The following is a 25,232-nucleotide window of genomic DNA, read 5'->3' as shown; positions in this document are numbered from 1 at the left end:
TCCATGCGCGAGCGAATCTATCGAACAGAAGCAGTCATCATTCGGCGCAGCGACTTCGGCGAGGCCGACCGCATGCTGACGCTTATCACTCCCGGCGGCAAGCGCCGCGTGATTGCCAAAGGCGCGCGCAAAACCACCAGCCGCCTGGCCGGGCATATCGAGCTGTTCACGCACGCCACGCTGCTGCTGGCGGTTGGCCGCACGCTCGATATCGTCACGCAAAGCGCGATCATGCACAGCTTCGACACCCTGCGCGCCGACCTGGGGCGCATCAGCGCGGCCTACTACGCCGCCGAGCTGATCGACCGGCTGCTGGAAGAAGAAGACGAAAACCGCCCGGCGTTTGAGCTGCTGGTCGGCACGCTGGCCGCGCTCGACAGCTCGCGCAACGTCGACTTGGTGCTGCGCGCCTACGAGCTGCGCCTGCTCGGCTTTCTGGGCTACCGCCCGCAGCTGTACCACTGCGCGAACTGCCAGGAAACGCTGGCCGAAGACACTAACCGCTTCAGCGTTGGGGCGGGCGGCGCGCTCTGCCCGCGCTGCGCCCCGCTTGATCGCGGCGCAATCACGATGAGCCTGAGCGCCTTCAAGCTGCTGCGCTTCTTACAGGCCCAGCCACTGGAAGCGATCGAGCGCCTGACGATCTCGCCAGCCACGCGCACCGAAGCCGAGCAGCTGCTGCGCAGCTATATTCGGCGCATTCTGGAGCGCGATCTGAAGTCGGTCGCATTTCTCGACGAGGTTGGCCGCGCGGTTGGCGCGTCCGAAGCATAGCAATAACGACGCATTCCAGCCATAAGGAGTAGACCATGGCCTACATCGATGAACTCCTGGCCCGCGACGAAAAAATACTCTACGATGGCCGCCAGCACACCTTTGTCCTTATTGGCAACATTCTAACGGAAATGATCCTGATTGGCGTGCTGATTGCGGCGGGCGTGGCCGCGCAGGCCGCCTTTGCCACGCAGATTGCGCTGGGTATGCCGGTGGGCCGCCTGATCCTGCTCGCCTGCGGCCTGATCAGCCTGTTCGTGCTGGTAAGCGCCTTTTTCGATTACCTGCGCTGGAACAACGAGCAGTATATCGTCACCGACCAGCGCGTGATCCAGATCCGTGGCGTGCTGAATAAAGACGTGATCGACTCCTCGCTGGATAAGATCAACGACGTCGAGCTGCGCCAAAGCTGGCTGGGCCGCATGTTCGATTATGGCACGATTGAGATTCTGACCGCTTCGGACGTGGGCATCAACCAGATGCGCCGAATTGCGCACCCCCTCGATTTCAAGCGCGCCATGCTCGAAGCCAAGCATCACTTCAATCGCGGTTTTGGCTATTTCGACCCTGGAATGGTTGCCTATTCACAGCCAGCGCCGCCCAACACCCCGCCCGACATCCAGCAGACGCTGCAAAAACTGGCCGATCTGCGCGACCAGGGCCTGCTCTCGGTTGACGAGTTCGAAGCCAAGAAGCGCGACCTGCTCAACCGCATTTAGCCCTCAAAACCCGCCCTTCGATCGCGCTGCGCGCTATTCAGGACGTGTTTTGGGCATCCTGAGTAGCGCGCAGCGCGTATCGAAGGGTGCCTGCGCGAAGGATTGGTCTGATGACTCTTACCCTCGGGAGCGGCAGAAATACTCAAGCGAAAACAGAAGCCTGACCACTGCTCTCTTTTTGCCCGCTGTAGAAAGCATTGTGTGGAGATACAGCTATGAACGATTTGTTCACGCAGATTGAAACCGCCCGCGCCGCCATCGCCGCCCGCACCGCGCTGGTTCCCCAGGTCGGCCTGATCCTCGGCTCGGGGCTGGGCGGCCTGGCCGACGAGCTGGAAGACGCGACCGTGATCCCCTACGCCGACATTCCCGGCTTCCCGCGCTCAACAGTCCACGGCCACCGGGGCGAGCTGGCGCTTGGCACGCTGGCCGGCCAGCCGGTGATGGTGCTGCGCGGTCGCTTCCACTTCTACGAAGGCTATACGATGCAGCAGGTGACCTTCCCGGTGCGCGTGATGAAGGCACTTGGCTGCGACACGCTGCTGGTGACAAACGCCGCTGGCGGCCTGCGCCCCGACTGGGCAGTGGGCGACCTGATGCAGATCGCTGACCAGATCTTCTTCCCCGGCATGGCCGGCCACCACCCGCTGGTCGGCCCGAACGACGAGCGTCTGGGCCTGCGCTTCCCCGCCATGGTCGATGCCTTCGACACCGAATTGGCCGCGCTGGCGCACGCCGTTGCTGAAGAACAAGGTACGACGTTGCGCAAAGGCTGCTACTTTATGTTAACAGGGCCAACGTTCGAGAGTGCGGGCGAATTGCGCTTTTGCCGAACATTTGCCGACGCGGTGGGCATGTCGACTGCGCCGGAGGTGGTGGTGGCGCGGCACGGCGGCATGCGCGTGCTGGGCATTTCGCTGATCACCAACATCGCCCTGCCCGACGGCCCACCCGCCAACCATATCGAGGTGCTGGAAGCCGGCGAGGCAGCCAAGCCGAAGTTCGCCGCGCTGCTCAAGGGCGTGCTGGCGCGAATGTGAGCGGCTTTTCGTTGTGTGCAGTTTTCTCGCTCCGCGAGAAAACTGCACACAACGAAAAGTGAGTACGGCTCTGCCGAAGGCAAACAAGAAAAAACTGCCTACCAGCCTCTGGTGCCCGGCTCGCCCTTGAACGGCCCCACAATATCGCTGGTGATCCACCCGCCATAGAAATCGCCGGGCTGTGCCACCACGCGCTCACCATCCACAAAGCACGCCTCCATTCGGCCCGGGTATACCGCGATGTAGCGCGCAATTCCTGCGAACGGCGCGTTTGGCTGCGGGTAGGTCCACGCCGCGCTTTCGGCCCGCCGCCCGCCAACAGCAATTGTGTAGTAGGAAGCCACGCCCTTGTACTCGCAAAACGTCGCGCCCTCGATCGGCTGAAAATATTCCATGCGCACATCGTCGGGCGGCAGGTAGTAGACCGGCGGGTGGCTGGTTTCCAGCACACGAATCGCCCGCTGTGTATCGGCAATAGTAACGCCATTAAAGATTACCTGCACGTGTTTGGCGCTCGGCTCGGCGCGGGGCGGGCGCGGGTAGTCCCACACCGACTCCTGGCCGGGGCCGGGCGCAATTGGTTGTGGCGACGCCATCTGTTTCATCCTTTCTCCATGTGGTAAACCTGCCAATCAACGTCACTATGGCTCCAGCGTTAGCCGCCCAACGGCAGCATCCTCGACGGCGGTGCGCGTCCAGGGCATGGGGTGGTATTGCATCTTCAGGTAGGGCTGCACAAAATCGGCGTAGTGCCGGCTGCCGGGCTGGCCCGATTGACCGCCCGGGTGGATGCTCTGGCTGCGATCCCAGTAGGAAGGATCGCAGATCTGGCGGTAGGAAGGCGCGACATAGAAGGGCTGCACGGCATACTGACGCGGCGCGTAGCCCATGCGCACGGTATCGGCATCGCCGCCGGTGGGGAACGGGCCACGATTGAGCAGCCGCGCCATTCCCGGCACCGCGCCCAGTGGGTGGCGCAGCGTGAGGGTGTGGAAGCGACCATACTGCCATGTGCGAACATCGCTGCCCAGCTCGCGTTCAAGCTCGGCCAGCGCCGCCGCCCACGCCTCGGCCAGCAGCTCGTCGCCGCTGCGGCCTGGTGGCAGCCACGCGTCGTCGCGCGCGGCCAGGCGGCGCAAGAGCAGCGGCAAAGCGCGCCACAGATAGGTATCACCCAGCAGCCCGGCAAACGCGCCAAATCCGCCCACCTGGTGCAGCGGGGCGTTTACTTCGGCGTAGGCGGCTGCCAGCAGCTTTTCGCGCAGGCGCGAGTAAATTGCGCCGCCGACGCTTTTGGCGTCGAGCTCGCCGTCCCAGGCCGCCAGTGCTTCGCGAGCCGCGCGCGTCAGCGGTGTTTCGGCCGGCAAGCGCCCAGCCAGCGCGGCCAGCTCCAGCCCCGGCAGGCTGCGCTGGTCGCTTTGAATACGCCCAAACGAACCGGCATCGTGGCGGGCGCTTTGCTCCAGCAGCTGTGTAATGCGCTCGGCGCGGTAGCCGGGCAGATATTCCGACGGCATGGGATGTGGGAAATCATCGCCAACGATCTTGTTGTTCGCCGTCACCACCCGGCCGCCGGGCGGGTCGAAGGTGAATGGCAGCTCGTCGGGCGGGATCAGGCCGCGCCATTCGTGCGCGCCATCCCAGCCGGGCACGGGCAGGCGGCCATCGCCCTGCGTGCGGATGGGCATGTGCCCGCCAAAGGCATAGCCGATCTGCCCCTCGACGTCGGCGTAGACAAAATTGAGGGTTGGCGAGGTCCAGCGTGCCACCGCCGCGCGAAAGCTCGGCCAGTCGTGGGCGCGGTTGAGCGCCAGCGCGGCGTCAATCGTCTGGCTGGGGTCGAGCGCCGTCCAGCGCAGGGCAAACGCTTCGGCAAAGGGCTGTGTCTCGGCGGGCGCGCCCGCGATCAGCGGCGAGATGATCGGGCCATGTTGGGTGATGCGCACCGTCTCGACATGCGGCGCGGCGCGGCCTTTCACCACAATGTCTTCGCGCACCATCTCGGCAGTCATCCATTCGCTGCGAAACTGGTAGCGCGTTGGGTCGGCCGGGTCAAAACGCTCGATGTACAGGTCCTGCACGTCGTTCTCGCCATTGGTCAGGCCCCAGGCCACGCGCTCGTTATGGCCAATCACCACGCCGGGCGTGCCGGGCAGGCTTGCGCCGGTGACATGGTAGTCGCCGCCGCTGAGATGGTTTTCGTACCAGAGCGAAGGGGTTTGCAGCAGCAAGTGCACGTCGTTGGCGAGCAGGGCGCGGCCGGTGGCCGTATGTGCGCCGCTGACCGCCCAGGAGTTACTGCCCTGGCCAAGCTCGCCATTGCCCAGCCAGCGCGAAGCCGCGCCCAGCATGCCGAGCGCCTCGGCACCAGCGTCGCGGGTGTAGCGCGCGCCAGCGGGAACCGTCAGTGGGTGGCCGGTCAGGTATTCCGGCTCCAGCGCGGCGGCGCGTTCCAGCCCCACGGCGGCCACAATCTGCGCGCGCAGTGCCTCGGTGATCCAGCTGCGCGCCAGGTTTTGCGCCAGCATTTTGCCCCACACCAGCACGTCGATTGGCTGCCATAGCTCGGGCTGTGCGCGCAGCAGCACGAACTCCAGCGGCAGGCGTCGGCGGTTTCCCTCGATAAAGGCGTTCACGCCCGCGACGTAGGCGTCGATCGCCTGCCGCGCTTCCTCGCTCAGGGTCGGCAGCTCGCGGCGCGCCACGCGCGCAAAGCCCATAATTCGCACAAAACGATCGGTGTCGAGGGCGATCTCGCCAAACAGCTCGGCCAGGCGGCCATGCCCCGTGCGGCGCTGCAATTCCATCTGCCACAGCCGATCCTGGGCATGGACATATCCTTGCGCCAGAAACAGATCATGCGCGTTTTCTGCGTAGATATGCGGCACGCCCCAGCGGTCGCGCAGCACCTGCACTGGCGCGCGCAAGCCAGCGAGATGCAAGCGGCCAGATGTTTTCGGCAACGGACGGCGCAAAAACGTCAGCGCCGCGCCGCCTGCCAGCGCCGCCCCGCCCAGTGCGCCCAGCGCCGCGCCAATTGTGCGCCCATATCGCATCGTGTCACCTTTCCTCACGTAGGGCGAATACCCAACGGCTGCGCGACCAGCGCACACGCACCAAAGCGTTCGACACCCGGCACAGCCGCCCGGCATCGAACGCTTTGTTTTCCAAACACAACCTGCCTACTGATCGGGCGGCAGCGAAGTTGCAATGTCGTACACCAGCACCTGCACGTCCAGGCCATCTTCGGTCAGCAGGCGCAGCGTATGCTCCTGCGTGGCCGATTTCACAGCTTCTTCGTGTTCGGCTGGCGCATACACGCGAATCGACGCTTCTTCCGCCGAACGACGTTTGACGCGGATCACCGCATTTGGGCTGGCCTCGTTTATGCGCGCCGTCAGATCGGCAATTGCATCGTCAATCGTCATAGAGTATCCTCCTGTTATATATTACTGGACTAGTAGCGCGCGCCGCACATCAAGCAGCAATGCGGCGAATACGCGCGACGAACTCGCTCAGCACAACAGCGGTTGCGCCCCAGACTTTATGTTCACCAACCGCAAAAAAAGGCACTGTTGCTTCAATTCCGCGCAGGTTCCAGCGCTCGGTTACGACACGCGCCGGGTCGAGCAGCTCGCGCAGCGTGAGGGTCAGCACCGAGCTGACTTCGGCGTCGTTGGGCACAAACATCGGCGGGTGCGGAATGAAACCCACCACTGGCGTGATTTGAAAATTGCTGGGCTGAATATAAAATGACGAGAGAATTCCCCACACCTGGATGTCGACTGGGTCGACGCCCAGTTCTTCATAGCACTCGCGCAGCGCCGCGTCTTCCACCCCAGCGTCTTCGGGGTCGATTGCGCCACCCGGCAGCGACACCTCGCCACGGTGGCTTGGCAGCTTGTCGCTGCGCACCGTCAGCGGGAAGCGCAGATCGTCGCCATCCGGGTAGAGCAGCACCAGCACCGCGCCAAGCCGTGGCACAGCGCCGGGCGGTGGTTCGAAGCGGCGCATCAGCTGGCCGGCATCGTCGCGCACCAGCAGCAGGTCATCGCGGGGAACCGGCGGGCCGGGCTGAACCGCCGCCCGAACGCGCAAACGCCATTCCGCCTGGCTCGCCCTGTCGTCGACTGGCACGCAATCCTCCAATGTCGGGCGGCATAGTGCCGCTTTACTGTAGAACATAGCACAGACCAGCGCGACGCGCAAGCGCCGGAAATATGGGCATAAAAAAACGGGAGCAGCCAGGCCGCTCCCGTCTCGCAATTCTTGCTGTGGCGCTGCCTCAGGGCACCGCGCACTTCAGCTCGCGTACCACCTGCGAGGTGCCGCGCACGCGCACCGTTACCTGATACAGGCCGCTGCGCTCCTTGCCCACCAGCAGCTTCAATGCAAACGTGCCGCTGGACGAAGCACTGCCGCCGCCAACCGGGCGCTGATCGAAAAACAGCAGCAGCGGCGCATAGGCTGGCGCCGTGCCCGTGACCGTGGCTGCGATGCCAGGCGCGCAGATCAGGTCGGCAAGCGGCGATGGCGTTGGCACGCCCTGCGCGACATCAGGCACACCGCTCGTGCTTTCGGCTGTTGAAGCAACTGCAAGCGTTGGTGTTTCCTCAAGGCCGGTGCGGCTGGCATCGGTGGTGGCTAATTCGGTGATGGTAGCCGTCGCAGTAGCTGCGCTTGTTGCGCTGGTGGAGGTGCCAGTTGCAGTGGTCGTGCCAGGGCTGTTGTAAGGGTAGCCGGTGTCGGTGGTGGGCGTCCACTCGGCAGCCGCCTCGGTCATGAGCGCCCGCTCGTCCTCGCATTCATACTGAGCATCAGAGTCGTCATTCGGGCAGGGCGTGAAATCCTGCGCCGATGGCCGCTGGCGCGTAATCGCACTGGTACTGGCGCTTGTGCCAACCAGCAGTAACGCGATCATGGTCACGCCGGCAAGCAAAATAATGAGCGGGCTACTGAGCTGTTGCCGGTGCATGCAAACTCCTCGTTTCGTGAATGTGGCGCTGGCTTGTTCGTCCACTACGTTGGCGCCATTCGCACCCGTTGGCATTGTGATGCCTGCGTGCGTCATCTTGTAAACTATACCACATTCATTTCGGCGATGGTGCGCGCGCAACCTGACAACGCGCTTACAAACGGGCAGGCTGCCACGCCCGGCGTGGCAGCCTGCCACAAGGCGCGTGCCGCCACGCTATTTGGGCAGCGCCGCCTCGATCTGCTGCTGAAAGACGTTGAAACCCTGCGCGCCGGTGAGGCGCGTGCCATTGATGTCGAACACTGGGCGAAACTGCACGCCATCGCGCTTCGAGGCGGTATAATCGTCCTGCACGAATTGCAGATGCGTGTGTTGCTGCATGCAGCTGTTGAAGGTGCCGGTGTCGAGGCCCAGATCTTTGGCGAAACCCGTTAGCGTCGCGCCAAGATCGCTGGCACCATATACCTCGCGCTGGCGGGCGTAGAGCGCATCGTGCATGGGCCAGAATTGCCCCTGGTCGGCGGCACATTCCGAGGCTTCGGCAGTGGCTACCGAGCCGTCGCCAAGCTGCAGAAGGTGGCGATAGATCAGTTTGACCTTGCCGGCAGCAATGTATTCCTTCAAAATCTGGGGTTCAGTTTCCACAACGTGGAAAGCGCATGCCGTTCAAAGGAAGTCGGAATACATCACCAGCGTTACGGGCGCGTCGGCGCGGCCGCGCGTGTGGTAGCCTTCGGCGGTTACGCCTTCGGGGATGCCGCCGCTCGCAGCAGCAGTAGCAGCGGGCGCAGCCGTGGCAGCTGCCGGGTTGTTTGAAGGTGCAGCAGTTGCGGCTGGCGCGGCGGGGGCCGCCGTGGCTGGTGGCGCGGCAGTTGCTGCTAAGGGCGCAGTTGGCGCCTGGGCCGCGCTTGCGCCACAGGCAGCGAGCAGGCACACAGCCGCCAGCGCCCACAGCCACACAAAGAACGAACGGATCATGTGGGTCCTTTCTGATTGAACAGAGCACAAATCCCTATACAAGCTAACGGAGTGAAACGCCGCTATGGATGCATTATGTGTGTCGCTTGTTTGCACGGTGCGCGACGAAGCCGACAATATCGCGGCGCTGCTCGATTCGATGCTGGCGCAAAGCCGCCCGCCCGACGAGATCGTCGTCAACGATTGCAACAGTCGCGACCGCACGGCCGCGATTGTGGAAGGCTACATCGCCGCTGGCCACCCAATTCGTCTGGTGCGCGGCGGCCACAACATCCCTTCCGGGCGCAATAACGCCATTCGCCACGCGCGCGGCCCGCTAATCGCCTGCACCGACGCCGGGCTCACGCTCGACCGTGACTGGCTGGCGCAGATTGTCGCGCCGCTCACGCGCGGCGAGGCCGATGTGGTGGGCGGCTTTTTCGCGCCCGCGCCGCGCAGCCGCTTTGAGCTGGTGCTGGCCGCCACCAACTACCGCGACGCGGATGAGATCGACCCAGCCACATTTTTGCCGTTCGGTCAATCCGTGGCGTTTCGCAAGGCGGCCTGGGCGCGGGTGGGCGGCTACCCGGAGTGGGCCAGCCACTGCGAAGATTTACTGTTCGACATGGCATTACAGCGCCTTGGCGCGCGCTTTGCCTTCGAGCCGCGCGCGCTGGTGCGCTTCCGGCCGCGCACGTCGCTGGTGGCTTTTGCGCGGCAGTACTTTCTGTATGCGCGTGGCGATGGCGTGGCAGGCTTGTGGCCGCGCCGCCATGCGCTGCGCTACGCGACCTATGGCTTTGGCGGGCTGCTGCTCCTGCTGGCGCGCCGCCGCCCGTGGGCGCTCGCGCTGTTGCTGGCGGGCAGTGCAGCCTATAGTCGCGCACCGTTCGGGCGGCTGCGGCGGCGCGCCCCCGCGCTGCGTGGCGGCGACCTTGCGCGCGCGGCGGCATATATCCCACTCATCCGTCTGGTTGGCGATTTGGCGAAACTGGCGGGCTACCCATTCGGGCGCCTGCGGCGGCGCTCGCCTGCGATCCAGCGCGCAGTTGCGGAATATCGCGGCCTTAAGTAGGCGTTCTTGCGTCCAGTATTCAGCCGTCAGGAGGCAGAAATCACGAGTGCCCGTCCCGCTGCGCTGTGACAATTGATCCTGCCGAAAATAACGAACAGAGGGCAGCGCCCTCCGTTCGCCTGGCCCTCAATGGCTTGCGACACACGCTACTGCGCGACGACATGCCCGATGCGCGACATGCCAGCGCCAACCTGGCTGCCAATGGCCGGCAGTTGCTCGGCGATGTCGTAGGGCAGCAGCAGATCGACGCGCGCGCCAAAACGCGCCACGCCCACTCGCTCGCCGGCGCGCACCTGCTGGCCCACAACCACCTGCGTGCGAACGCGGCGCGCCAGCGGCCCGCCCGTGATTTGCAGCATCACCGGGCCCCACACGCTGTTGATCCCAATGAACTGCCGCTCGTTCTGCTCGACCGCGCGCGGATCGGCCACGGGAAAGTACGCGCCGGGCCTGTGCTCAAGGTAGGCAATGAGCCCGGGCAGCGGGCTGCGCACCACCGGCACATCAAACGGCGACGCCGCGATGGCGATGCGCACCGCATCGGTATGCAGAAAACGATGCTCGTACAGCTCATCGACGCTGAGCACCTGGCCGTCGGCCGGCGCAAACAGCGTGTGCTGCTCGGCGGGCGTGTGGCGCTCGGGGTCGCGGTAGAGCAGCGCCGTCAGGGCGGTGAGTGCCAGCGGCCATGCGGCCATGCGTGGGCGCAAACCCAGCAGCAGGCCCGTCAGGCCCAGGCCGACACCAAGAACGGGTGTTGCTTCTGAGTCAATCCCGGGAAGCTTGGCTTTGCGGGCGGTGGGTGCAGTGTGCTGAGGCATTGGCTTCTTTCCGTGGGCTCTTCCGATCGGGTCGCGAGAGCATGGTTGGTGGGCCGAGTGGGCGGTGAGGGCAGCGCCCTCTTCGATTCTAGCACGCGCACCAGCAAAAATCAACCAAGATCGCGGCGGAATGCGCAGTGCAGTATAATGCCGCCGCGCGGGCGCAGCGCCTCGCCGCCCGCCTACCGACGAGGAACACATGCGACGTTTGCTACTTCTGCTCGTACTGCTCGCCAGCAGTGCGGCTCGCCCGGTTTCGGCACAGGGCCCTTCGTTCGCCAGCGCGCCATGTATGGTGAACGTTGCGCAGTATGGCGCGCGCGAAGGGCGCGATGTGAGCTGCGGCTACCTGACCGTCCCAGAACTGCACAGCGACCCAGGCGGGAAAAGCATCCAGCTTGCGGTTATGATCATCCGCAGCACCAGCCCAAGCCCCGCGCCCGAGCCGATTGTGATGCTTCAGGGCGGCCCCGGTGGCTCGACCATCGACACTTACTCGCAGATTCTGTTCACCAGTGGCGCCAGCTTGCGCGTAAACCACGACATTGTGCTGTTCGATCAGCGCGGCACGCTGTACTCGAAACCCGCGCTTAAATGCACGGAAGATCGCGAATTATTGGACCGCACGCTCGAGCAGCGGCTGAGCCACGAAGAAGACCAGCGCCTGAGCCTGGAAGCGACGACCGCGTGCCACGACCGGCTGCAGCGCGATGGCGTGAACCTGGCAGCGTTCAATAGTCTGGAAAATGCCGCCGATGTGAACGACCTGCGCCAGGCGCTGGGTTACCGCCAGATCAACCTGTATGGCGTTTCGTATGGCACGCTGCTGGCCCAGCACGTCATGCGCAACTTCCCGCAGGCGCTGCGCAGCGTGGTGCTCGACGCTGTGGTGCCAACCAGCACTAATTTCGTGCCGGATGTGGCGCGTTCGGGCAACCGTTCCTTTGGCGAGCTGTTTGCCGCCTGTGCCGCCGACGCGGCATGCAACGCCAGCTACCCGAACCTGGAGGCGACACTCAATGCACAGATCGACCGCCTGAATGCGAACCCGGCCCGCATCCCGCTGCCTGACCCCGACAGTGGCAAGACCTATAGTGCCGTTCTTGATGGCGACAAACTCCAGAGAGCGCTGTTCCAGACGATTTACGCCACCGAGCTGGTGCCGCTGCTGCCCGCCGCAATCGACGCCGTGGCGCGCGAGAACTACACCTTTTTCTCGAAAATTATGTCGGTGTTTGTGTTTGACGACACTGTCAGCACAGGCATGTACTACTCGGTGCTGTGCGCGGAAGATGCCGACTACGACCCGAACGCAATCAAGGTCGACGACCTGCGGCCGATGTTCGCAAAGGACGCGCGCGACGATGCGGCCTATACGCAGGAGGTGTGCAGCCGCTGGGGTGTGAAAGACCTGGGCCCGTCGGTCGACGCGCCGGTGGAAAGCACGATCCCGACGCTGCTGTTCTCAGGGCGCTTCGACCCGATCACGCCGCCCGCCTACGCAGCCGAAGTAGCACAATCGCTGCCCGACAGCTATAGCTTCACCTTCCCGAACACCGGGCACGGCGCGCTCAACTCGATCGACTGCGCGCGCAGCATTGCCGAGTCGTTCTGGGACGACCCGAGCCGCGCGCCGGAATCGAGCTGCACCGCGACCCTCGCGCCACCAACTTTCACAACCCGCGAAAATACCATTCTCACCGGCGCGGGCGCAAATGTGCTGGAATGGCTGAATCTGCGCGGCCTGCTCTGGCCGGGCGTGATGGCCGGTGCGCTGGTGGTGTTGCTGTCGCTGTTCCTGATCTGGCCGATCATCTGGCTGGTGCGCGTGATCAGCGGGCGGCGGGCAGCCCCACGCCCGACGGCGGCGCGGCTCGCCAGCCTGGCGGCTGTGCTGGTGGCGCTGCTCGGGCTGGTGTTCATTATTGGCCTTGCGGTGGTGCTGTTCTCGAATGGTCTGGAAGGGCTGGTGGTGCTCTACCTGGGCTTTCCACGCGCCGCGCTGCCGGTGCTGGCGCTCGCGCCGATCATCGGGCTGCTGGCGCTGGGGATGCTGGTGGGCGCGGGGCTGGCCTGGGCGCGCGGCTACTGGTCGGCTGGCGAGCGCGTGTACTACTCGCTGCTGACACTGGCGGCGCTCGGCTTCACCATTGCGCTGGCGGCCACGGGCCTGCTGACCGCGCTGATCGCATAGTTCAACGACGAAGGACGAAGGACGAATGACCAGGCGCTATGCCACGAAGACTCCAAGACTCGAAGATAGAAAACTTCGTGTCTTGGAGTCTTCGTGGCAAATACAGTCGCGTAAAAATAAAAACCAGCCGCGCTGCACATATGCAGCGCTGCCGACTTGTCGTTAACGTTTAGTCTCAATACCTTTCAAATAACCACCAAGACACCAAGACACCAAGTTTTTGTAGCATTCTAAAGCCCTCCGTGCCTCTGTGTCTCTGTGGTAAACGTTCCTCTCGTCCTTATTTGAATGGTATTGCGTTTAGTCGAGCAGGCCCGGCAGCACGTGAATGACCACGCGCCCGCCAGTGGTATCCAGCTCTTGCACAACGTCGTGAATCATCGGCACCAGGCCATCGGCCTTGCCGGGGCGCTTCACCACCAGCACATCATTTGCGCCGGTTTCGAGCACCTCGCGCACCGTACCAATCTCCTCGCCGTCGTCGCTCACAACCTTCAGGCCATACAGCTGGTGAATGAAGTACTCGCCTTCTTCCAGCGGCGCGGCCTGCGTTTCGAGAATGGCGACTTCCTGGCCGCGTAAATCGTCGGCCTGTTCGCGCGTAGTGACGTCGCTGAGGGTCAGGATCAGCAGGCCCGGCTTGTGCTCGATCACACTTTTGATTGTGTGCGTCTGGAACTTGGGGCCAACATAGACGGTACGAATGCGGCGGCGCAGGTGGTCGATCTGGTCGGTGATCGCCTTCATCTTGACCTGACCGCGCACGCCAAAAGCGGCCACGATCTGGCCGATCAGAATGGTGTTATCGGTGGTTGGGGTTTGCTCTGCCATGCTCAATTTACGATAGAGGATGGACGATGGACGATTGGTTGTGAAGCAACCGTACATCGTACATCGCCCATCGCAAATTACTCAATATCGACGTGGACGCGCTTGTTCTGCCGCGCCGCTGCAACGCTCATCAAGTCGCGGATCGACTTGGCAACGCGCCCGCTGCGCCCGATGACCTTGCCCGTCTCATCCGGCGCGACGGTGAGCTCATACGTCACCGTATAGCGCCCAACGCGCTCTTTGATCTGCACAGCCTCGGGGTTATCGACGAGATTGCGCGCCAGGTATTCCAGCAGTGCTTTCATATTTCCTCGAACTGCGGCCCACCCGCCCGAGCAACTAGCTCTCGGCGGTTGCGGGCTCGGCAATCACCTTGCCCTCGCCGTCGAGCACGTTCACCTGCTTGAGCAGGCGCACGACCGTGTCGGACGGCTGAGCGCCGACGCCCAGCCAGTAGCGCACGCGGTCGTTCTTGACCACAAGCTCTTTCGGCTGGCGCACCGGGTTGTAGTGCCCAACGATCTCGATAAACTTGCCATCGCGCGGCGAGCGCTTGTCGCTCACCACCAGACGATAGCTAGGCTGCTTGGTCTTGCCGGTACGCCGAAGACGAATAACTACCATATCCTGTGAATTCCTCCGTACACTAGGTCCTTATTAACGGTACTCTGAAAAAGGCGGCGCTTAGCGCATTCGCCGCATCAGCTCGCGCGGGTCGAGGCCCTTGCCGCCGCCGCCCATTTTTTTCATCATGCGCTGCATCTGCTTGAACTGGCCAACCAGCGCAGTGACATCCTGCATCTGCGTGCCGCTGCCCTTTGCAATGCGCTCTTTGCGGCGGCCCTTGATCATATCGGGGTTGCGGCGCTCTTGCCTGGTCATCGAGAAGATGATCGCCTCGATCTTCTTCATGTCCTTCTCGCTGACAAGCTCTTCGTCGCGGGAAAGCTGGCCCATACCCGGGATCATCGCCAGGATCTGCTGCAGCGGGCCAAGCTTGCGCATCTGCTGCATGGCGTTCAGGAAGTCCTCGAAGTCGAAGGAGCCCTTGACGAGCTTCTTCTGCATCTTCTTGGCTTCTGCTTCGTCGTAGATCTGCTCGGCGCGCTCGATCAGCGACAGCACGTCGCCCATACCAAGGATGCGCGAGGCCAGACGTTCGGGGTGGAACGGCTCCAGCGTGTTCGAGTCGATCTTTTCGCCGGTGCCAAGGAACTTGATCGGCACGCCTGTGACCGAGCGCACCGATAAGGCCGCGCCACCGCGCGCATCGCCGTCGACTTTCGTCATCACCACGCCCGTGAGGTCGACGCGGCGATTAAACTCTTCGGCGACTTTCACGGCCTCCTGGCCGATCATCGCATCAACAACCAGCAGCTTCTCAGCCGGGTTCACGGCCGCGACAATCTGCTCCAGCTCGTCCATCAGCCGCTCATCGATCTGCAAGCGGCCGGCGGTGTCGACGATTACATAGTTCAGGCCCTCGGCGCGGGCGCGCTGCAATGCGTTGCGCGCAATTGCTGGCGGGCTGGCTTCGGTGCCTTCGGAGTGAACCGGGATGTTGAGCTGCTTGCCAAGCGACTCGAGCTGCGTAATCGCGGCCGGGCGATAGACGTCGGCAGCAACAAGCAGCGGGCGCTTGCCCTTCTTGCGCAGGAACAGCGCCAGCTTGGCCGAAAGCGTCGTTTTACCGGCGCCCTGCAAGCCCACCATCATGATCACCGTCGGGCCGGGCTTAGCCTCGACCAGCGGCACGTTCGCGCTGCCAAGCAGCTCGACCAGCTCCTGATTGACGATCTTGACGACCTGCTGGGCGGGCGTCAGGCTCTTGGTGACTTCCTCGCCAATCGCCTGCTCGGTGACTTTAGCGACAAATTCTTTGACGACCTTGAAGTTGACGTCGGCTTCGAGCAATGCCAGGCGCACCTGTTTCATTGCCTCGCGAACGTCGTCTTCGGTCAGCTTGCCCTTGCCACCTAATTTTTGGAAAACCGTCTGCAGACGGTCGGAAAGACTTTCAAACATAGTTGTTCTTTGCGCTACACACAAAAAAGCGGCGAATCCCGCGCTTGAACCTGCATATTGTAGCGGCAAAAATGCCCTGCGTCAAATCTTGCGCCGGGTTTTCGCCGCGCCAGCGGGGCCGGAAACGCATTACGCCAGCGGCACCCGCACTTCCACCGTCGTGCCTTCGCCCTCAACCGAGCGAATGCGGCAGTCGCCGCCGATCAACTGCGCGCGCTCACGCATGTTCAGCAAGCCCAGCGACCCACGCGTGTTGTAGGTCGATTCTACCGCCGAAAGGTTGAAGCCATTGCCGCGGTCGCGCACGCTGGCGACAAGCTGGCCCTCTTCGACATACAGGTAGATCACGATCTCGGGCGAGCGCGCGTGCTTGCGGGCGTTGTTCACCGCTTCCTGCACAATAATAAAGATCGCGCCTTCGATCTCGACTGGCAGGCGCGGAATCGACGTAGGTGCTTCCAGGCGCAGGCGCGTTTGCCCGCTCGGGTCGCGGAAACGCCCGACGTACTGCTGCAAGGTCGAAAGCAGACCCTGCGTTTCCAGGCCCAGCGGGCGCAGCTCGAACAGGAGCGTGCGAATATCCGCCGAGGTCTTCTGCACCAGCTCGGAAAGCACGTTCAGCTCGCTCTCGACGCGGTCGGGCATGGCGCGGCGCAATTTCTTGACGAACTCGATATTCATTGCAATCGCGGCCACGCTCTGGGTCGGGCCGTCGTGCAGGTCGCGCGCAATGGCGGCGCGAACCTCGGCTTCTTTCGCCAGCAGCCGGTCTCGCTCTTCTTTCAGGCTGCGCACCAGGCGCGCATTCTCCACCGCAATCGCGGCCTGGCTGCACAGCGCCGTCAGCAGGCGCAAATCCTGGTCGTTGAATGGCTCGCCGCTGCGCTTGTTGAGCACCTGCGCCACGCCAACAATCCGCTCGCCGTGGCGCATGGGCGCACACAGGATCGAGCGCGTCACAAAGTCGATGTCGCGCGCTACGCCATCGAACCAGCGCGGGTCGGACTCCACATCGTTGACGATCTGGCCGATGCCGTTGGTCGCAACCCAGCCGGCAATGCCCCGGTCGGTGGGGATGCGGAACTCGCGCGTCTCGCCGGTATGCGTGTCGGTGGTGTGCAACACGAGCTCGTGGGTCGCCTCGTCGAGCAGCATAATCGAGCAGCGCTCGGCGCCCATGACCTCAGGCACCTGGCGGCGAATTTCTTCCAGCAGGCTCGGCAGATCGAGGTTGGTGGCGAGCGACTGGCTGACCTGGTACAGCAGGTGCAGCTCGCGCAGATCGTGTTCGGCGTGGCGCAGCATGGCCAGCTTGTCGGCCTCGCCACCCAGGGCGCGCACCAGCAGCACCGCCATGTCTTCGCCGGGCTGCGCCACCTCGGAACGCTCGACATCGCGCTCGCGCACCAGCAGATGCAACAGGCCAACCGTCTGGTTTGCGCTGCGCAGCGAAATTTCCATCAACTGGCAATCGTCGTCGAGCGCGTAGTAGCCAATTGCCGGGTCGGAGCTTTCGTCGCGGCGGGCGAACACCTCGCGCGCCTCGCCAATCATGCGCGCTGCATCGGCGTCGAGCTCGCCATATTCGATTGCAATCTGCTCGTTGCTGGGTGATTGGTAGAGCAGCGCGCCCGCCTGCGCGGGCCAGAAGTTCACCAGCCGCTCGAGCGACGCGCGCAGCATTGCTGGCACATCCTGGTAGCCGCCCGCAGAAAGGAGCTGCCCGAGCGTGTGAAGCTGGCGTTGTTCGGTTGAAATCGGCGGCATAGATCACCTCTTTATGATGCTGTGTCGTGCGCCGGAGCGCGCAGTGTTGCCGGATACTCACTGTACCGCATCAGTGAAGGGATGTCAACGAAATTGGGCGGAATCTCGACGTGGCACGTCTTGACGTAGCGGGGGCGAATCGTTATAATGCCGTTAACACATCCGATTGGTTTACCTCGCGGCGACATGGCAAGGATGCACGGCTATGCGAATGGGAAAGCCAATAGAATATCTGGGATTTTGAGGGCGGCGCAGACGTGTTCTGCTGCCGCCCTTGTGTTTTACCAGGTATCAGCTATTCGCATTGCCACCGCCCAGGAACTCGATTGGTGTATTGCGGCCGGGATGTGTGCAAACATGGTTGCACGATCCGCCCGGCCATCTGACAAGAGGAGGCGCGTATGCACTCGGATCTGATTGGAAAGATCGAAAAGGCGCGACGCTATGCCCAGGAACCCGAGCGAATCGCGATTAACGAGCTCAAAGCGACTTTCCATGGTGGTAATAGCGATCACGTCATCACGCTTCACGAAAACCACTGGTCCTGCGATTGCAGCTTTTTCCGCATGTGGAACACCTGCGCCCATGTCATGGCCTTCCAGAAAATCTTTGACCCCATGCTTGCGCCCGAGGCGCGCGAAGCAACCAGCCCTATCACTACTACCGACGAGATGGCTGTCGCAATGAGCTGACGGCCCCCTAACAACGACTACTCAGCCCCCATCGCCCGATGGGGGCTTTTTATTGCGCGGCGCAAGCCACACCAGCGCCATCCTTTATAATAGCGCGGCCAAGATGAAGACGGTTGCGCCACAGAGCGCACCGAGCGCACTGAGGGAAAGAAAGATCTACCGATTGCACAGATTTTGGGTGCGCATACGATTATTCTGACTCCTGACTCCTGAGTCCTGTATTCTGTTCAGCCTAGAGGAATTTTGCATGACACTTGTGATTGCCCATCGCGGGGCATCGGGCTACGCGCCCGAAAATACCATGCCGGCGTTCGAGCTGGCCGCGCGCCAGGGCGCCGATATGTGCGAGCTGGATGTGCTGCGCAGCGCCGATGGCGTGCTGGTAGTATTTCACGACGACACGACCGAGCGCTGGGATGGCCAGAAACGCATGGCCGCCAGCTGCACCCTGGCCGAGCTGCAGCAGCTCAGCATTGGCGGCGAGCGCGTGGCAACGCTGGCAGAAGTGTGCGCTTTTGCGCGCGAGCACCAGATGCGCCTGAATGTCGAGCTGAAAGGCGCGGGCTTCGGCGCGGATGTGGCACGCATGCTGCACGCCGAGCGCATCGAGGAACTGGTGATTGTGTCGTCGTTCAACGAAACGGCGCTGCACGAGTTTGCGGCGGCCAGCCCCGGTGTGGCGCGCGCCTACCTGATGGGCAACGACACCTGGCGGCCCGATGTGCGCTTCCGCGAGGCGTGGCCGTTTGGCGCGCTGCGGCGCATTGGGGCGCGCGCCTGGCATCCATCAAGCCAACTGCCGCTGCTGCACCAGATCATCCCGCGCGTGCGGGCGGCGGGCTTCGCAGTGAATGTGTGGACGGTGGACGACATCCCGACCATGCAGGCGCTGCACACGCTCGGCGTCGATGGCATTATCACCGACGTGCCTGATGTGCTGCGGCAGGTTGTTGGCGGCGCGTAGGGCTATTTCGAGGTGGTGGCTTTGACGATGCGGCGCTGCGAATCGACGGTGACGCGTGCGATGCGGGGCATGGTGTAGCCGTCGGGGGTGTGGGTGTGGCCGGCAAAGGTGAAGGTGTATTCTGCGCCGGCTGGCGTGGCGGGCTGCGACGGGCCGGCTGCGCCAGCGCGCTCAAGCTCGGGCGCGGAAGGCACGCACTGGCTGCGCGGCGTGACGGTTGGCTCAACGCCTGCTAGTTCGGGCCAGCGGCGGGCCACTTCTGCCCGCGCAACATCCCGCGCTGCCGCAACGGGGTCGGCCGGCGTACGAGGACGTCTACCCATCGCGATCTCCTTCCCAAAATTCATGCTGCCCGCGCTGCTCGGCGGGACTTATGTCTAGTATACTGCGCCCACGCGCAGCATTGGTGGCAAACTCGTTTCGCCAGATGGCGGTTCGGCAACTGCGCCTGAGACAGCAAGAACACCACGCTCGAAAAGCGCCGTGCTCTTGGGTAGCGTTTATACTACCACAAGAGTTGGGTCACCGTAAAGCACGAATTCCAGCAGCGTCTTCTGGTCGTCCTCGTCCAGCGTTGACTGATGGGCCATGGTATCGCGCAAGAGGCCGGCCCGCGCTTCCAGAAAGGCTGCGCCAACGGTGATGCCGGGCTGCTTGAGTGCCCGCAGGAAGTGCAGCGCGATCAGGTCGGCCTCGCCGGGCGGCGGCGCGGTTGGGCCATAGGAAATAGCCGTCGCGCCAATGAATGCGGCTGCGCCCCCCGCCAGAAATGCCAGCGGCATAGTGGTCTCGGCCGTGCGCCCGGCGATCAGCGCGCCATAGCACGCCTCGCTCACTACAATCGCGCCACGCAGATCGAGCCCGGCGAGATCGGAAGGGCGCAGCGCCGCCACCAGCGCGGGTTGCGCTTCCGACTGGCCATACCAGGGTGGGCCTTCGGGCACGCCGTGCAGGTTGCAGTAGATCAGGCGCGCGCCATCCAGCCGGTTGCGGTCGAAGCTCGCGGCCAGCGTGGGCGGCGACACCAGCAGGTGTGCAGGATCGTCAATTTCGGCATAGACGATCTTCGCAGCCTCGCGCCACACCTCGGTCACATAGCCAAATACTTTCTCATGCGGATGAAGCACGTCCAGCCCGGCGGCCGTTTCGAGCAACTGAATGAGCAGCGCCGGGTTGGGGCCGGCCGCGCCGGGAATGCGACCCACCGCCCAGTCGGGCAGCAGCGCGTAGGGGTTGGCCGCGCCATAGTAGCCATCGGAAGGCACCGCCGCGTCGCCGTCGTATGGCGTGGGGTTTTCGGCCAGGAAAAATGGCACAATCTCAGGCCCGCCGATGAGCAGCACGCTTTCCAGCAGGCTTTCGCGCCGGTCGAGCGCAGCCGAGATCGCGGCGATCTGGCGCGCAATGCCGTCGGGCGTGACCAGCGCGGGGGGTACGCCCCAGTCGGGCGCGCCCTGCTCGACCACGACCAACCGCGACGGCGCGCCGCGCAGCACGCGGGCCAGGCGCAACTGCTCGGCGGCATCGAGCACGCGCTCCGCGCCAGCGCGGCCATACAGCGCCCGCAGCCGCGCCTCCGAGGTCAGCATCAAGTTCACGCGCGGCCCTCGCGCATGTGCAGAAACAGCGCGACCGCGCCCAGCAGCCCAACGCGCTCACCCAGCGCGGCAACCTCGATTGGTACGTCCTGGTAGATTGCGTGGCCGCGCTTGCGCACCACCGCCTGCGCCCCTTCGAGCAGAAACGGGTTGTTGGTGATCACGCTGCCGCCAACCAGAATTTGCTCAGGGGCGAACAGGTGCAGCAGGTTTACAAAGCCCAGGCCCAGCAGCTCGGCTTCGCGCCGCATCAGGTGCTGCGCCAGCGGGTCGCCAGCCGCCGCCGCATGCGAGACATCTGCGGCGTTGACGGTTTCGGGCGTTGCAAGGCCGTGCAGCATGCTCGTGGGCTCATCGGGCATGGCGGCGGCGGCGGCGCGGCCCAGCCCCGTGCCCGAGGCGAGATCTTCCCAGTAGTGCAGGCCCACCGGGTCGATGATATGCAGGCCAACCTCGGCCGCCGAGCCACGGTAGCCCAGCAGCAGGCGGCCATCGGCAATCACGCCGCCGCCGATGCCGGTGCTGACCGTCACGTAGACCATGTTGCGCCGGCCCTGCCCGCCGCCAAACATCCACTCGCCCAGCGCGGCGGCGTTAGCGTCATTCCCCAGCTCCACAGGCAGGCCCGTGCGCTCGGCCAGGATGTCGCGCAGCGGTATGTGATCCCAGCCGGGAATGTTCGGCGGGTTCAGCACCACGCCCTCGAAGGGATCGAGCGGGCCGGGCGAGCCCACGCCAATGCCCAGCAGCTCGCCACCTTCGGGCAGCGCGGCGCGCACCCGCTCGACACAGGCGACAATCTGCGCGATCACGGCGGGCGGGCCGCCAGGGGTATCGGTGCGCGTGCGCACTTCGTCGTAGATACGCCCGGTTTCGTCGGCCAGCGCCGCCCGCAGCTGCGTGCCGCCCAAATCCACACCGATCACATAGCGCATGAGGCTGTTTTCCTTATTACAATCACACAAAGAGTATAGCACGCAGGTGCGTGCGCCCCAATGACACGCGCGGGTGCGCGCGTGACGATTGTGTCATCGGGCGCGTTTAGCCGCTAACCTCTCGTTCGAGCGTCTGGCAGAAGGGGCAGAAGTGCGTGCCGCGCTGGCCCACCGTGATTTTCTCGATTGGAGTGCCGCAGCGCGGGCATGGCTGGCCGCGCCGGTCGTAGGCATTGAAGTGTTCCTGATTGCTGCCGGCCGCGCCATAGCCATTGCGGTAGTTGCGCAAGGTGCTGCCGCCATGCTCGATGCCCTGAAGCAGCGCGATGCGAATGCCGGAATGCAGGCGCGCAATCTCGTCGTCGTTCAGGCTGTCGGCAAAGCGCAGTGGGTGAATTTGCGCATTCCACAGCGCCTCGTCGGCGTAGATATTGCCAATTCCGGCAATCACGCGCTGGTCGAGCAGCAGGGGCTTGATGCGGGTGTGGCGGCGGCCGAGCAGCGCGCCAAGCACGGCGGGAGTGAAATCGTCGGTGAGCGGCTCGACGCCGTGGGCCGTGTCGAGCGCGCTGAGGCCGGGCGCGTCGAGCAGGCGGGCGCGGCCGAATTTGCGGGTGTCGTGGAAAAAGACCTGCTGGCCGTTGTCGAGCAGCAGCACGAGGTGGGTGTAGGCGTCTGGCTGGGCGTCGGACTCTTCCACCGTCACCGAGCCAGACATGCGCAGGTGCAGGGCCAGCGTCCAGCCGTCGTCAAGCGTCAGCACGATCCACTTGGCGCGGCGGCCAACTGCCTGCACCTCGCGGTTCTGAATGAGGTCGAGAAACTGGTCGACCGCTGGCGTTTCGACCATGCGCTCCCAATCGAGCTTGGTGACGGCGATGATGCGGCGGCCAAGGATCTGCTCGGCCAGGCTGCGCGCGGCGTGTTCAACTTCGGGTAGTTCGGGCATTGCGGTCTTCATTCCATTCAGTGCGAATGGCGTATTGTACCGCAAGACGCGCCGCAGAACCAAGAGCCGAGAGCCAAGGCAACACCAGAGCCATGTCAAAATCCAATAATTTATCCACAGATTACGCAGATTACACAGATATGAGGTCTATCATCTGCGTAATCTGCGTAATCTGTGGATAGATCGCCTTTCCAATCAAACGTTAACACGGCCTGCAGAAGCGCAGAACCGAGGAAGCACACGCCCATATCAGCAAATCGGCAGGCCCGCCGCGCCCCAGCCACTGCCAGTCGGGCAACTTGCAAACTGCCGTTCGCGGCAGGCGTTATGCACGCCAGTGTAGATCAAATCGCGCAGCAGCGGGTCGTTGAAGGTTTCGACCAGCAGATGCAGGGCCAGGCGGTGTTCGTGCTGCACGCCAAGCTGGAAGGCAATGCCGTCGTCGGTTGCGCGGCGTGCCAGCAGACCAGCGTCGGCCAGCTCGTTCAGCGCGTCGGCAAGCGCCCACGGATTTTCGCGCAGGCGCTCGCTCAGCGCGCCCGCAGACAGCGCCAGCGTGGGATGAATCCAGTAGTGGAGCAGCAGATGCAGCTTCAGGCGCGAATCGAGCAGGTGCGGAACAAGCAGGTGATCGTAGCTGGCATTCATAGCGGTCCTCGTTGAACGCGGGCGAGTGCGCAAGCCCAGATCGGCGATTCGGTAGGTGTGCGCTGAGTATAGCGAGCGAGGGCGCGCAGGAAAAGGGGAGAATTCCACACCAATGGCAGAGGTTTCTTCACCGTTGTGCGTTTATAGCACGCTGGGCACGCAGGGCAGGCGCAGGCCAGCCAGAAATGCATCGGCGATCTCGATATGATCCGGCACCACTGGCAGCCCTGTGCGCCCCGGCAAGGCCGCCAGCACCGCCGCGCGGTCGCCGCCAATTTCCGCTACCAGCTCGCCAATCTGCCGCAGCAGCGCGGCATCTTCGGCAAAGGTTGCGCGCGTGAGCGGCGCGGGGTCGTGCCCGCCGATGTAGGTTTCCGCTCCCAGCGCAAGCAGCCGGCCGAGCAGCGGAAACAGCTCCACGCAGGTCAGGCGCCGGTCGCCGTGGTGCAAATCGTCGTAGAAGCAATCGCCCAGAAAAGCGACCCGGTCGGCAGGAACCGAAACAATGCTCGAATCGTGCGCGTGGTCGCCGCCAACATGCATTATGGTGCATGTTACGCCGCCGAGGTCAAGCGCGATCTGCTTCTCAAAGATAATCTCAGGCGGGCGGATGACAAGCGCGCTGCGGTCGGGCATTTCGGCCTTGAGCATGTCACGGCAGAAGGCGATTTCTGTGCCGGCGGCCACACGTTCGTCCAGCGCTGCGTCGCTCCAGTCCAGCCCCGCCATCACGCGCACAATTCGCGCCGTCTCGGCGTGGGCAAAGGTCGGCAGATCGAGCGTTGCCGCGCCAAATACATGGTCCCAGTGCCAGTGCGTGAGCATGGCGAAGCGCGGCGTAATCCTGTGCGCCGCCAGCTCGCGCTGAAGAACATTGGCATGCGCAGGCGAGTTGCCGACATCCACAAGCAGCGCGCCATGCGTGCCCGCCACCACGCCCAGCGCGGGCCGGTCGGTGGCCGAGTCGGGCGGCAGCCAGTAGCTGTGCGGGCCAATCTGCTGCAAGGTCAGTTCTTTTTGCAATGCCATTTGCTCCTTCTACAGCGGAGTGGAAGAGAATTGGGCCACAGAGAACACAGAGGACAACGAGTTGTGAGCGCCGTAATACTGACTTCTGAATCCTGACAACTGAATACTGTTACAGCGCTTTGCGGAAAAAAAGCTCGCCCACGCCGTCGTTGATGCCGGCGATCAGGCCGCACTCCTCGAAGCCCATATGGCGGTGCCACGCCTGCGGCTCGGCTTCATTGCCGGTGGAAGAGCTGTACAGCGTGCGATGGCCCTGTGCGCGCGCCCGCTCGCAGACGTAGTGGAGCAGCGCACGACCCACACCCCGGCGGCGGAACGGCGGCATGACGCGGACGAGCGCGATGTACGGCACCTGCGACCAGAGGTGTTCGAGGCGCAGGTAGCCAGCCAGCTCGCCGCCCAGCGACGCAACAAACACTTCCTGCTCGGCAATTTTGCGCTGCAGAATGGGCGTAGTGATGTACCCATCCTGCCCGGCAAAGGCCAGCTCGGCAAGGGTGGCCGGGCGCACATCAATTTCGTTTCGCATTAGCCCTCGCTTTCTGGCTCATAATAGTACACGCGCGCTGGCAGCCCATCGTCGGGGTCGATGATCTCGCCGTCGTAGCGCATGCCGGCCCGCGCAGCCACGCGCTGCGAGGCCACATTTTCGGGCGCAATCGTCGCCATGACGCGGGGCAGGCCGCATTGCTCCGTACCGTAGCGCAGCATGGCCGGCACGACCTCGCCCGCGTAGCCCTGGCCCCACCACGGCTGCCCAAACATATAGATGATCTCGGGTTCGCTGCTGCCCGGCGCGTACACAATCCCGCACAGGCCAATCATGGTGCCGCTGGCACGCTCGGCCACTGCCGACGCGCCAAATCCTTTCGTCGCATAGTTGCGCTGCGAAATCTCGATCCAGCGCATGCACTGCTCGCGGGTCAGTGGCGAGCCGTCACCAGTCCAGCGCGTCACAATCGGGTCGCTGAAAATAGCGAACAGCGCGTCAAGGTCGTTCGGCGCAAGCTGGCGCACCAGCAGGCGCGGCGTTTCAAACAGAATCATGCTTCATTTACCCACAGCAACAAGCGCGAGAAACCCGGTTATAGCGGTTTGCAGTCGGCAGAAGGCAGTTGCTTTTTCGCGCTTCAACACATTTCATGCCAGTGCGGACGAAGCAGCAGCGGCGCAGGTTGCACATTCCAGCATATTTGCCGCTTTAGCATGATTGTGCTATTCTGGCAAACAGGCAGAAGC

Annotated in this window: 27 protein-coding genes and 1 pseudogene; 7 read left to right on the top strand and 21 right to left on the bottom strand. The window is 63.7% G+C overall.

All coding sequences use genetic code 11. From position 1 onward, the window contains the following. The first annotated feature begins 3 nt into the window (after positions 1-3). From recO to M1P90_RS08110, 3 genes are all read left to right on the top strand, one after another. A complete protein-coding gene (gene recO, locus M1P90_RS08120; protein ID WP_483702103.1) occupies positions 4-774 on the top strand; it encodes a DNA repair protein RecO in 771 nt (256 codons plus the stop codon). A 35-nt stretch (positions 775-809) separates the two neighbouring features. Beyond that, positions 810-1,493, top strand: a complete 684-nt coding sequence (locus M1P90_RS08115) for an SHOCT domain-containing protein (protein WP_483702102.1) — start codon at positions 810-812, stop codon at positions 1,491-1,493. A 215-nt stretch (positions 1,494-1,708) separates the two neighbouring features. After that, positions 1,709-2,533, top strand: coding sequence for a purine-nucleoside phosphorylase (locus tag M1P90_RS08110; RefSeq protein ID WP_483702101.1), 825 nt, complete (start codon positions 1,709-1,711; stop codon positions 2,531-2,533). Between the two features lie 98 nt (positions 2,534-2,631). On the opposite strand, the gene M1P90_RS08105 is transcribed toward M1P90_RS08110, so the two are convergent. From M1P90_RS08105 to M1P90_RS08075, 7 genes and pseudogenes are all read right to left on the bottom strand, one after another. Further along, positions 2,632-3,129 (bottom strand): DUF427 domain-containing protein, encoded by a 498-nt coding sequence (locus M1P90_RS08105; RefSeq protein WP_483702100.1) that lies wholly within the window; start codon positions 3,127-3,129, stop codon positions 2,632-2,634. Between the two features lie 45 nt (positions 3,130-3,174). Then, positions 3,175-5,589, bottom strand: a complete 2,415-nt coding sequence (locus M1P90_RS08100; RefSeq protein ID WP_483702099.1) for a penicillin acylase family protein — start codon at positions 5,587-5,589, stop codon at positions 3,175-3,177. 126 nt (positions 5,590-5,715) lie between these two features. Next, on the bottom strand, positions 5,716-5,961 hold the full coding sequence (locus tag M1P90_RS08095) for a hypothetical protein (RefSeq protein ID WP_483702098.1): 246 nt from the start codon (positions 5,959-5,961) through the stop codon (positions 5,716-5,718). 49 nt (positions 5,962-6,010) lie between these two features. Next, positions 6,011-6,670, bottom strand: coding sequence for an NUDIX hydrolase (locus tag M1P90_RS08090; RefSeq protein WP_483702097.1), 660 nt, complete (start codon positions 6,668-6,670; stop codon positions 6,011-6,013). 148 nt (positions 6,671-6,818) lie between these two features. After that, positions 6,819-7,508, bottom strand: a complete 690-nt coding sequence (locus M1P90_RS08085; RefSeq protein WP_483702096.1) for a hypothetical protein — start codon at positions 7,506-7,508, stop codon at positions 6,819-6,821. Between the two features lie 216 nt (positions 7,509-7,724). Further along, a pseudogene (locus M1P90_RS08080) lies at positions 7,725-8,159 on the bottom strand (DsbA family protein); the annotation flags it as partial. Positions 8,160-8,174: 15 nt separating this feature from the next. Further along, on the bottom strand, positions 8,175-8,486 hold the full coding sequence (locus M1P90_RS08075) for a hypothetical protein (protein ID WP_483702095.1): 312 nt from the start codon (positions 8,484-8,486) through the stop codon (positions 8,175-8,177). Between the two features lie 79 nt (positions 8,487-8,565). Between M1P90_RS08075 and M1P90_RS08070 the strand changes: the two genes are divergently transcribed. Next, positions 8,566-9,540 (top strand): glycosyltransferase, encoded by a 975-nt coding sequence (locus M1P90_RS08070; protein ID WP_483702094.1) that lies wholly within the window; start codon positions 8,566-8,568, stop codon positions 9,538-9,540. A 146-nt stretch (positions 9,541-9,686) separates the two neighbouring features. On the opposite strand, the gene M1P90_RS08065 is transcribed toward M1P90_RS08070, so the two are convergent. Further along, the gene (locus tag M1P90_RS08065; protein ID WP_483702093.1) at positions 9,687-10,361 is read right to left on the bottom strand and encodes a phosphatidylserine decarboxylase; all 675 of its coding nucleotides are present in this window, start codon (positions 10,359-10,361) and stop codon (positions 9,687-9,689) included. 199 nt (positions 10,362-10,560) lie between these two features. Here M1P90_RS08065 and M1P90_RS08060 point away from each other — a divergent pair, with 199 nt between their 5' ends. Then, on the top strand, positions 10,561-12,555 hold the full coding sequence (locus tag M1P90_RS08060; protein WP_483702092.1) for an alpha/beta hydrolase: 1,995 nt from the start codon (positions 10,561-10,563) through the stop codon (positions 12,553-12,555). 300 nt (positions 12,556-12,855) lie between these two features. Here the strand turns inward: M1P90_RS08060 and rimM are convergent, their stop codons facing one another. From rimM to M1P90_RS08035, 5 genes are all read right to left on the bottom strand, one after another. Beyond that, on the bottom strand, positions 12,856-13,386 hold the full coding sequence (rimM, locus tag M1P90_RS08055) for a ribosome maturation factor RimM (protein WP_483702091.1): 531 nt from the start codon (positions 13,384-13,386) through the stop codon (positions 12,856-12,858). A gap of 77 nt (positions 13,387-13,463) precedes the next feature. After that, positions 13,464-13,691 (bottom strand): KH domain-containing protein, encoded by a 228-nt coding sequence (locus M1P90_RS08050; protein ID WP_483702090.1) that lies wholly within the window; start codon positions 13,689-13,691, stop codon positions 13,464-13,466. 34 nt (positions 13,692-13,725) lie between these two features. Next, positions 13,726-14,010 (bottom strand): 30S ribosomal protein S16, encoded by a 285-nt coding sequence (gene rpsP, locus M1P90_RS08045; protein WP_483702089.1) that lies wholly within the window; start codon positions 14,008-14,010, stop codon positions 13,726-13,728. 60 nt (positions 14,011-14,070) lie between these two features. Next, complete coding sequence (ffh, locus tag M1P90_RS08040; protein WP_483702088.1) at positions 14,071-15,411, bottom strand: signal recognition particle protein; 1,341 nt, start codon at positions 15,409-15,411, stop codon at positions 14,071-14,073. A 129-nt stretch (positions 15,412-15,540) separates the two neighbouring features. Next, the gene (locus M1P90_RS08035) at positions 15,541-17,178 is read right to left on the bottom strand and encodes a GAF domain-containing sensor histidine kinase (protein WP_483702087.1); all 1,638 of its coding nucleotides are present in this window, start codon (positions 17,176-17,178) and stop codon (positions 15,541-15,543) included. A gap of 401 nt (positions 17,179-17,579) precedes the next feature. Here M1P90_RS08035 and M1P90_RS08030 point away from each other — a divergent pair, with 401 nt between their 5' ends. Next, on the top strand, positions 17,580-17,870 hold the full coding sequence (locus tag M1P90_RS08030; RefSeq protein ID WP_483702086.1) for a hypothetical protein: 291 nt from the start codon (positions 17,580-17,582) through the stop codon (positions 17,868-17,870). A 247-nt stretch (positions 17,871-18,117) separates the two neighbouring features. Next, the gene (locus M1P90_RS08025; protein ID WP_483702085.1) at positions 18,118-18,834 is read left to right on the top strand and encodes a glycerophosphodiester phosphodiesterase; all 717 of its coding nucleotides are present in this window, start codon (positions 18,118-18,120) and stop codon (positions 18,832-18,834) included. 2 nt (positions 18,835-18,836) lie between these two features. Here M1P90_RS08025 and M1P90_RS08020 read toward each other — a convergent pair whose 3' ends face one another. The 8 genes from M1P90_RS08020 to M1P90_RS07985 form a co-directional block, all read right to left on the bottom strand. Then, positions 18,837-19,157, bottom strand: coding sequence for a hypothetical protein (locus M1P90_RS08020; RefSeq protein ID WP_483702084.1), 321 nt, complete (start codon positions 19,155-19,157; stop codon positions 18,837-18,839). A gap of 177 nt (positions 19,158-19,334) precedes the next feature. Further along, entirely contained in the window at positions 19,335-20,423 is a 1,089-nt protein-coding gene (locus M1P90_RS08015) for a C25 family cysteine peptidase (RefSeq protein ID WP_483704626.1), read from the bottom strand. Between the two features lie 5 nt (positions 20,424-20,428). Beyond that, on the bottom strand, positions 20,429-21,367 hold the full coding sequence (locus M1P90_RS08010; protein WP_483702083.1) for an ROK family protein: 939 nt from the start codon (positions 21,365-21,367) through the stop codon (positions 20,429-20,431). A gap of 106 nt (positions 21,368-21,473) precedes the next feature. Further along, the gene (mutM, locus tag M1P90_RS08005; RefSeq protein WP_483702082.1) at positions 21,474-22,316 is read right to left on the bottom strand and encodes a bifunctional DNA-formamidopyrimidine glycosylase/DNA-(apurinic or apyrimidinic site) lyase; all 843 of its coding nucleotides are present in this window, start codon (positions 22,314-22,316) and stop codon (positions 21,474-21,476) included. Between the two features lie 249 nt (positions 22,317-22,565). After that, on the bottom strand, positions 22,566-22,964 hold the full coding sequence (locus M1P90_RS08000; protein ID WP_483702081.1) for a hypothetical protein: 399 nt from the start codon (positions 22,962-22,964) through the stop codon (positions 22,566-22,568). Positions 22,965-23,105: 141 nt separating this feature from the next. Then, positions 23,106-23,993 carry an MBL fold metallo-hydrolase gene (locus tag M1P90_RS07995; RefSeq protein ID WP_483702080.1) on the bottom strand — a complete coding sequence of 296 codons (888 nt, stop codon included), beginning with the start codon at positions 23,991-23,993 and terminating at the stop codon, positions 23,106-23,108. Positions 23,994-24,102: 109 nt separating this feature from the next. Continuing rightward, the gene (locus M1P90_RS07990; RefSeq protein WP_483702079.1) at positions 24,103-24,522 is read right to left on the bottom strand and encodes a GNAT family N-acetyltransferase; all 420 of its coding nucleotides are present in this window, start codon (positions 24,520-24,522) and stop codon (positions 24,103-24,105) included. Beyond that, positions 24,522-25,040 (bottom strand): GNAT family N-acetyltransferase, encoded by a 519-nt coding sequence (locus M1P90_RS07985; RefSeq protein ID WP_483702078.1) that lies wholly within the window; start codon positions 25,038-25,040, stop codon positions 24,522-24,524. The genes M1P90_RS07990 and M1P90_RS07985 overlap by 1 nt, the downstream gene beginning before the upstream one ends. Between the last annotated feature and the right edge of the window lie 192 nt (positions 25,041-25,232).

This window comes from Kouleothrix sp. 19917, from assembly GCF_057073505.1.
Note: the sequence above shows the minus strand (reverse complement) of the source record. Positions and strands in the feature narration are given on the sequence as shown.

Coding starts and splice junctions, on each gene's coding strand:
- recO (WP_483702103.1), top strand. CDS start 4: ATGCGCGAGCGAATCTATCGAACAGAAGCAGTCATCATTCGGCGCAGC.
- M1P90_RS08115 (WP_483702102.1), top strand. CDS start 810: ATGGCCTACATCGATGAACTCCTGGCCCGCGACGAAAAAATACTCTAC.
- M1P90_RS08110 (WP_483702101.1), top strand. CDS start 1,709: ATGAACGATTTGTTCACGCAGATTGAAACCGCCCGCGCCGCCATCGCC.
- M1P90_RS08105 (WP_483702100.1), bottom strand. CDS start 3,129: ATGGCGTCGCCACAACCAATTGCGCCCGGCCCCGGCCAGGAGTCGGTG.
- M1P90_RS08100 (WP_483702099.1), bottom strand. CDS start 5,589: ATGCGATATGGGCGCACAATTGGCGCGGCGCTGGGCGCACTGGGCGGG.
- M1P90_RS08095 (WP_483702098.1), bottom strand. CDS start 5,961: ATGACGATTGACGATGCAATTGCCGATCTGACGGCGCGCATAAACGAG.
- M1P90_RS08085 (WP_483702096.1), bottom strand. CDS start 7,508: ATGCACCGGCAACAGCTCAGTAGCCCGCTCATTATTTTGCTTGCCGGC.
- M1P90_RS08075 (WP_483702095.1), bottom strand. CDS start 8,486: ATGATCCGTTCGTTCTTTGTGTGGCTGTGGGCGCTGGCGGCTGTGTGC.
- M1P90_RS08065 (WP_483702093.1), bottom strand. CDS start 10,361: ATGCCTCAGCACACTGCACCCACCGCCCGCAAAGCCAAGCTTCCCGGG.
- M1P90_RS08060 (WP_483702092.1), top strand. CDS start 10,561: ATGCGACGTTTGCTACTTCTGCTCGTACTGCTCGCCAGCAGTGCGGCT.
- rimM (WP_483702091.1), bottom strand. CDS start 13,386: ATGGCAGAGCAAACCCCAACCACCGATAACACCATTCTGATCGGCCAG.
- M1P90_RS08050 (WP_483702090.1), bottom strand. CDS start 13,691: ATGAAAGCACTGCTGGAATACCTGGCGCGCAATCTCGTCGATAACCCC.
- rpsP (WP_483702089.1), bottom strand. CDS start 14,010: ATGGTAGTTATTCGTCTTCGGCGTACCGGCAAGACCAAGCAGCCTAGC.
- ffh (WP_483702088.1), bottom strand. CDS start 15,411: ATGTTTGAAAGTCTTTCCGACCGTCTGCAGACGGTTTTCCAAAAATTA.
- M1P90_RS08035 (WP_483702087.1), bottom strand. CDS start 17,178: ATGCCGCCGATTTCAACCGAACAACGCCAGCTTCACACGCTCGGGCAG.
- M1P90_RS08030 (WP_483702086.1), top strand. CDS start 17,580: ATGCACTCGGATCTGATTGGAAAGATCGAAAAGGCGCGACGCTATGCC.
- M1P90_RS08025 (WP_483702085.1), top strand. CDS start 18,118: ATGACACTTGTGATTGCCCATCGCGGGGCATCGGGCTACGCGCCCGAA.
- M1P90_RS08020 (WP_483702084.1), bottom strand. CDS start 19,157: ATGGGTAGACGTCCTCGTACGCCGGCCGACCCCGTTGCGGCAGCGCGG.
- M1P90_RS08015 (WP_483704626.1), bottom strand. CDS start 20,423: ATGCTGACCTCGGAGGCGCGGCTGCGGGCGCTGTATGGCCGCGCTGGC.
- M1P90_RS08010 (WP_483702083.1), bottom strand. CDS start 21,367: ATGCGCTATGTGATCGGTGTGGATTTGGGCGGCACGCAGCTGCGGGCG.
- mutM (WP_483702082.1), bottom strand. CDS start 22,316: ATGCCCGAACTACCCGAAGTTGAACACGCCGCGCGCAGCCTGGCCGAG.
- M1P90_RS08000 (WP_483702081.1), bottom strand. CDS start 22,964: ATGAATGCCAGCTACGATCACCTGCTTGTTCCGCACCTGCTCGATTCG.
- M1P90_RS07995 (WP_483702080.1), bottom strand. CDS start 23,993: ATGGCATTGCAAAAAGAACTGACCTTGCAGCAGATTGGCCCGCACAGC.
- M1P90_RS07990 (WP_483702079.1), bottom strand. CDS start 24,522: ATGCGAAACGAAATTGATGTGCGCCCGGCCACCCTTGCCGAGCTGGCC.
- M1P90_RS07985 (WP_483702078.1), bottom strand. CDS start 25,040: ATGATTCTGTTTGAAACGCCGCGCCTGCTGGTGCGCCAGCTTGCGCCG.